2 protein-coding genes are annotated in these 5,503 nt (G+C 74.4%); both read left to right on the top strand.

Translation table 11 applies throughout. The annotated features are described in order from the left end of the window. Positions 1–437: 437 nt before the first annotated feature. Positions 438–2,207, top strand: coding sequence for a glycosyltransferase family 2 protein (locus ACFCX4_RS34385; RefSeq protein ID WP_376151092.1), 1,770 nt, complete (start codon positions 438–440; stop codon positions 2,205–2,207). A gap of 205 nt (positions 2,208–2,412) precedes the next feature. Next, positions 2,413–5,400, top strand: a complete 2,988-nt coding sequence (locus tag ACFCX4_RS34380) for an SGNH hydrolase domain-containing protein (RefSeq protein ID WP_376151094.1) — start codon at positions 2,413–2,415, stop codon at positions 5,398–5,400. The last annotated feature ends 103 nt before the right edge of the window (positions 5,401–5,503 follow it).

Genomic DNA, 5,503 nt, shown 5'->3' with positions numbered 1-5,503 from the left:
CAGGCAACCGATCACCGGTTGCCGCCCCACGGGCGTTCTCGCGTTCTGCGCGGCGCCCGGGATGCTCGGGCCGGTCGGGCCGGTCGGGCCGGTCGGGCCGGTCGGGCCGGTCACGGCGCTCGGGGGCTGTCCGGGAGACGGGCGCGGGGAGGGCGGGGGCGGGTGTGTGCACGCCGTGCGGCGGTGGCCTTGCGTCCGTGTTGCGGACTCCGTCCCCCGCTGTCGTCCGTGTGCACATGCCGGTGGCGGGGGGCGTCCGGGGCGCTGGGGGAGAGGGGATGTCGGGGAGTGTTCACGTGGCTGTGACCTGCTGCTTCACCGGGGCCGGGGAGGTGAATCGGGGGTGGCGTCCGGGTCCCGGACATGTGGATTAATGGTCTATACCAATGCGGTACTGTGGCCCGTGGAGCTGTCAGAAACACGGCTGTGGGGGCCATATGACTGTCCGACAAATCACTTCTGTTTCCCTGTCCTCTTCCTCTTCTTCTCCTCCTTCCGCTCATCTTCCGCAACCGCCGGACGACCAGGAGCTGTACTGGTACTTCGGGCCGCAGCGGCGGTGGGTCCTCGTCGCCAGTTCGGCGGCGTTCGTGTTCACGGCCGGGACGATGTTCACCTTCGCGCTGCGGACGCCGGCGCTCTGGATCTTCCTCGCCGTCCTCGGGCTGAACCTGGTGGCGCTGGCGCTGTCGTCGGTCAACAGCCTGCGGCAGCGGCGGCTCACCCGGCAGTCCCACGAGGTGCTGGTGCACGCGTGGGCGCCGGAGGCGCTGCCGACCGTCGACCTCTACCTGCCGACCTGCGGGGAACCGCTGGACATCCTGGAGAACGCCTACCGGGCGGTGTCGAAGGTCGACTGGCCGGGGGCACTGACCGTCTGGGTGCTCGACGACGGCGACCGGGCCGAGGTCGCGGACCTGGCCGCCGCGCACGGGTACCGGTACGTGGTGCGGCCCGACCGGGGGCACCTCAAGAAGGCCGGCAACCTCAACCACGCGCTCACGCTGAGCAGCGGCGAGCTGATCGCGATCCTCGACGCCGACTTCGCACCCCGGCCGGACTTCCTGCGCCACCTCGTCCCGTACTTCTCGGACCCGCGGACCGGCATCGTGCAGAGCCCGCAGTGCTTCGACACCGACGGGACGATGAGCTGGATCGAGCGCGCCGCCGGCGCCGCCCAGGAGTGGTTCTTCCGCTGGATCCAGCCCTCCCGCGACGCCAGTGACGCCGCCATCTGCTGCGGCAGCAACGCCGTCTACCGGCGCGAGGCGATCGACCGGGCCGGCGGCTTCGCCCGGCTCGACCACAGCGAGGACCTGTTCACCGGGCTCGGCCTGTACGCGCAGGGCTTCCGCACGCTGTACGTCCCGGTGCTGGTCGCCAAGGGCACCTCGCCGGACAACCTCGCCTCGTACGTCAACCAGCAGTACCGCTGGGCGATGGGCAACCTGCACCTGCTCGGCTCGCCCGAGCTCAAGCGGATCGGCGCGCCCTGGCGGATGCGCCTCTGCTTCTACGAGGGCGTCGTCGGCTACCTGGCCGCCGCCGTGAACATCTTCGTCGCGCCGCTGCCGCCGCTGGTGATGATGTTCTTCTACCCGGAGCAGATCCGGCCCTGGCACGTCCTGCCGATGCTCGCGCCGCTCTGGCTCTGGCACGTCCTGCTGCCCCGGGTCAGCCGCACCCGCTGGCGGATCGAGGTGATCCGCTCCAACGTGCTGATGAGCGTCGCCGCCGGGGTCGCCTTCTGGCACACCCTGCGCGGGCGCAGTGCCGCCTGGGTGCCGACCGGTGCGGCCGGCGCCGGCGCCCCCGGCACCTCCGGGGCCCCGGCCGCGCGCCGGGCCAAGTCCGGCGGGATGGCCCGCAAGGTGGTGCTGCTGTCGCTGGCCTGGCTCGGTGTGTCGCTCGGCCTCGGCGCGCTCGGGCTCGCCCTGGCCGTCGCCCGCTACGGCTGGGCGCCCAACTGGGGCCTCGGGCTCTACCTCGCGGTGCAGGCCCAGATCGGCCTGCCGCTGATCCGCGACCTCCTCGGCGAGGTGCGCGGCAGCGCCCCCGCCGACGGCGTCACCGCCGGGCCGAAGGCGCCCCGGCCAGGCATGCTGCCCCGCCGCTGGCCGGAGGGGCTGGCCGCCACCGCCACCCTCGTGCTCACCGCTCTGCTCGCCTCCGGCTGGGTCCGCCCGATGCTGCCCTGGCTGGGCTGAAAGGTCGTCGCCTTCCATGTCGTCCTCACCGAATCCGGCACCGAAGCCGGCACCGAAACCGTCGTCCCAACCACCACCGAAATCGTCCCCGAAATCGTCACCGGAGCCGTCACGGGCCGATGACCCGGGCGTACCGGAGCTCCGGCCGGACGCCTTCACCATCCCCGGCCCCGGTGCCGGGGGCCGTCCGCCGCAGCGGACCGGCCTGTTCGGGCGCGTCGTCTCCCGGGGTTCCGATGCCCCGGGCGCGGCGGCCCGACCGGCCGGCTTCCGCCCCGACATCGAGGGGCTGCGGGCGGTGGCCGTGCTCGCCGTCCTCGGGTTCCACGCCTCCGTCCCCGGACTGGCCGGCGGGTTCGTCGGGGTGGACGTCTTCCTCGTCGTCTCCGGCTACCTGATCACCGGCCTGCTGCTGCGCGAGGCCACCACCACCGGCCGGATCCGGCTCGGGGAGTTCTTCTCCCGCCGGGCCCGCCGGCTGCTGCCCTCGGCCGCGATCGTCCTCGGCGCGGTGGCCCTGTTCGGCGCCTGGCTGACCGTGCCGCTCCGCCGCGCCGATCTTGAGTACGACGTGCTCGCGGCGGCGTTCTCGGTCGGCAACTGGCGTTTCGTCGCCCAGCAGACCGACTACCTGGCGGCCGGGCGGGACGAGAGCCCGCTGCTGCACTTCTGGTCGCTGGCCGTCGAGGAGCAGTTCTACCTGGTCTGGGGCCCGCTGCTGGCGCTCACCGCCTACCTGGTGCTCCGCGTCGCGCGGCGCGGCCGGGCGGACGGGCGCGGGCGCGCGGTGCGGCCGGTCGCGGCGGTGCTCGCCGCCGTGCTGACCCTCGGCTCCTTCCTCCTGGCGCTGCGCTGGACGCACGACTCCGTCTCGCTCGCCTACCTCGGGACGCCCTCCCGGGTCTGGCAGTTCGGCGTCGGCGCGCTGCTGGCGCTGCTGCCCTGGCACCTGCTGAACGGGCCGCGCGTACTGCGCGCGCTGGTCGGCTGGGGCGGTGCGGCGGCCGTCGTGTGGTGCGTGCCGGCGTACGACTCCTCGACCCCGTACCCGGGCTGGGCGGCGCTCGTCCCGACCCTCGGCACGGCCGCCGTCATCCTGGCGGGCACGCCCGGACGGGAGGGGGCGGTCGCGTCCGGCTTCGGGGTGGACCGGGTGCTGGGCATGCGGGTGCCGCGCGCGATCGGGCGGCTCTCCTACAACCTGTACCTGTGGCACTGGCCGGTGCTGGTCCTCGTCGGCGCGAAGGCCGGTCCGCTGGACTGGCCGGTCAAGGTGGCGCTCACCGCCGCCGCCGCGCTGCCGGCCGCCGCCGTCATGCGCTGGGTGGAGCGGCCGCTGCGCACCAGCCGGACCGTCTCCGAACTGCCGCGCCGCGGCCTGTCGCTGGGGCTCGCCTCGGTGGTGATCCCGGTGGTGCTGGCGCTGGTCGTCGGCACCGGCACCCTGCGGCTGCTCGGCCCGGCCGCACCGGTGGACCTCCAGGGTCTGCCGCCCGGCTCGCCGGACGGCACCTCGCTGCTGGTGCGCACCGCGGCGACCGGCAAGAGCCCCTCGGTGGTGCCGGACGCCGTCCAGGCCCGCAAGGACTTCCCGCCGGACGGCGAGTGCGAGGTCGCGCCGACCGCGACCACGAGCCCCGACTGCCGGTTCGGCCCGGCGGGCAGCCCGGACCGCGTCGTGCTGCTCGGCGACTCGCACGCCGGGCAGTGGTTCTCCGCCCTGCTCGCCATCGCCGCCGAACGGCGCTGGGAGCTGGAGGAACTGGTCAAGCAGGGCTGCCCGCTTCCGGAACTCACCGTGGTCAATCCGCAGTTGGGCCGTACCTACCGGGAGTGCGACACCTGGCGGGCGAACGCCCTGACCCGGCTGAAGGAGGGGCCCCGGCCCCGGCTGATCGTGGTCTCCTCGCTCAACCGCTACACCGACGACCGTGAACTGCTGCTCCAGGGCTGGGAGAAGACCCTCTCCCCGCTGCGCGAGCTGGGCGTCCCGATCGTCTACCTGCGGGACACCCCGATCCCCGGGACGGACGTGCCGGCCTGCGTCTCCGGGAACACCGACGACCCCGGGGCCTGCGCGTTCCCGCGCGACAAGGCGCTCTGGGCGGACCCGCTGGCCGAGGAGGCCGCGGCCGGCCGGGTGCCGGGGGTGCGGACGGTGTCGGTGAACGACGTCATCTGCCCCGGGGACGGCCGCAGCTGCCCGGCGGTGCTGGAGCGCATCCTGCTCTACCGGGACGACGCGCACCTCACCAACGTCGCCGCCGTCGTCCTCACTCCGCGGCTGGAGCGGCTGCTGACCGAGTCCGGCGCCCTGCCGCCCAGGGGCGTCCCGGCCGGGGAGGCACCGGTCACGGCGCCTCCGGTGGTGGTGGACGGCTGGACCCAGCTGCTGCGCGACGACTTCGACGGCCCGGCCGGCAGCCGACCGTCGGCCGCCGCCTGGCAGTACGACCTCGGCACCTGCTACCCCGGCTGCCCGGCCCCGCAGTGGGGGACGGGCGAGATCGAGACCATGACCGACTCGACCGAGAACGTCCGGCTCGACGGCAGGGGCGCGCTGGAGATCGTGCCCACCCGGGACGCGGCCGGCCGGTGGTCCTCCGGCCGGATCGAGTCGCGCCGCGCCGACCTGGCCCCGCCGCCCGGCGGTGTGCTGCGGATCGAGGCGGCCATCGCCCTGCCGGACGTCACGGGCCCGGCCGCGGCCGGCTACTGGCCCGCCTTCTGGACGCTCGGCGGTGAGCTGCGCAACGGCTACACCGGCTGGCCGGCCATCGGTGAGCTGGACATCCTGGAGCAGGTCAACGGCCGGGACGCGGTCTTCGGCACGATGCACTGCGGCGTCCTGGACGGCGGTCCCTGCCAGGAGCCGCGCGGTCTGGGCTCCGGGGACCAGCCCTGCGGCGCCGAGTGCCGGACCGGTTTCCACCGGTACGCGGTCGAGGTGGACCTGAAGCCGGGGGCCGAGCAGGTCCGCTGGTACCTGGACGGCCGTGAGCACCACCGGGTCACGGCGGCGCAGATGGACCGGGCGACCTGGGACCGGGCCGTCGGCCGGGGACTCTTCCTGATCCTCAACGTCGCGGTGGGCGGCAACCTGCCCACGGCCTTCGGCGGCACGGTCACGCCGGCCACCGAACCCGGGCACCCGATGCGGGTCGACTACGTCTCGGTGACCGCCAGGCCGTAGTGGCGGGCTGTGGTACCGGGCCGTGGCGCCGCATCCGGGCTCCGGGCCCGGGACCGCGTCGGCACCGAACGGGCCCCGGGCCGGGGAGCACACCGCTCCCCGG

The sequence above is a fragment of the Kitasatospora sp. NPDC056327 genome, assembly GCF_042261735.1.
Lineage (GTDB): Bacteria > Actinomycetota > Actinomycetes > Streptomycetales > Streptomycetaceae > Kitasatospora.
The sequence above is the reverse complement of the archived record's forward strand: the minus strand, read 5'-3'. Positions and strand labels throughout refer to the sequence as shown.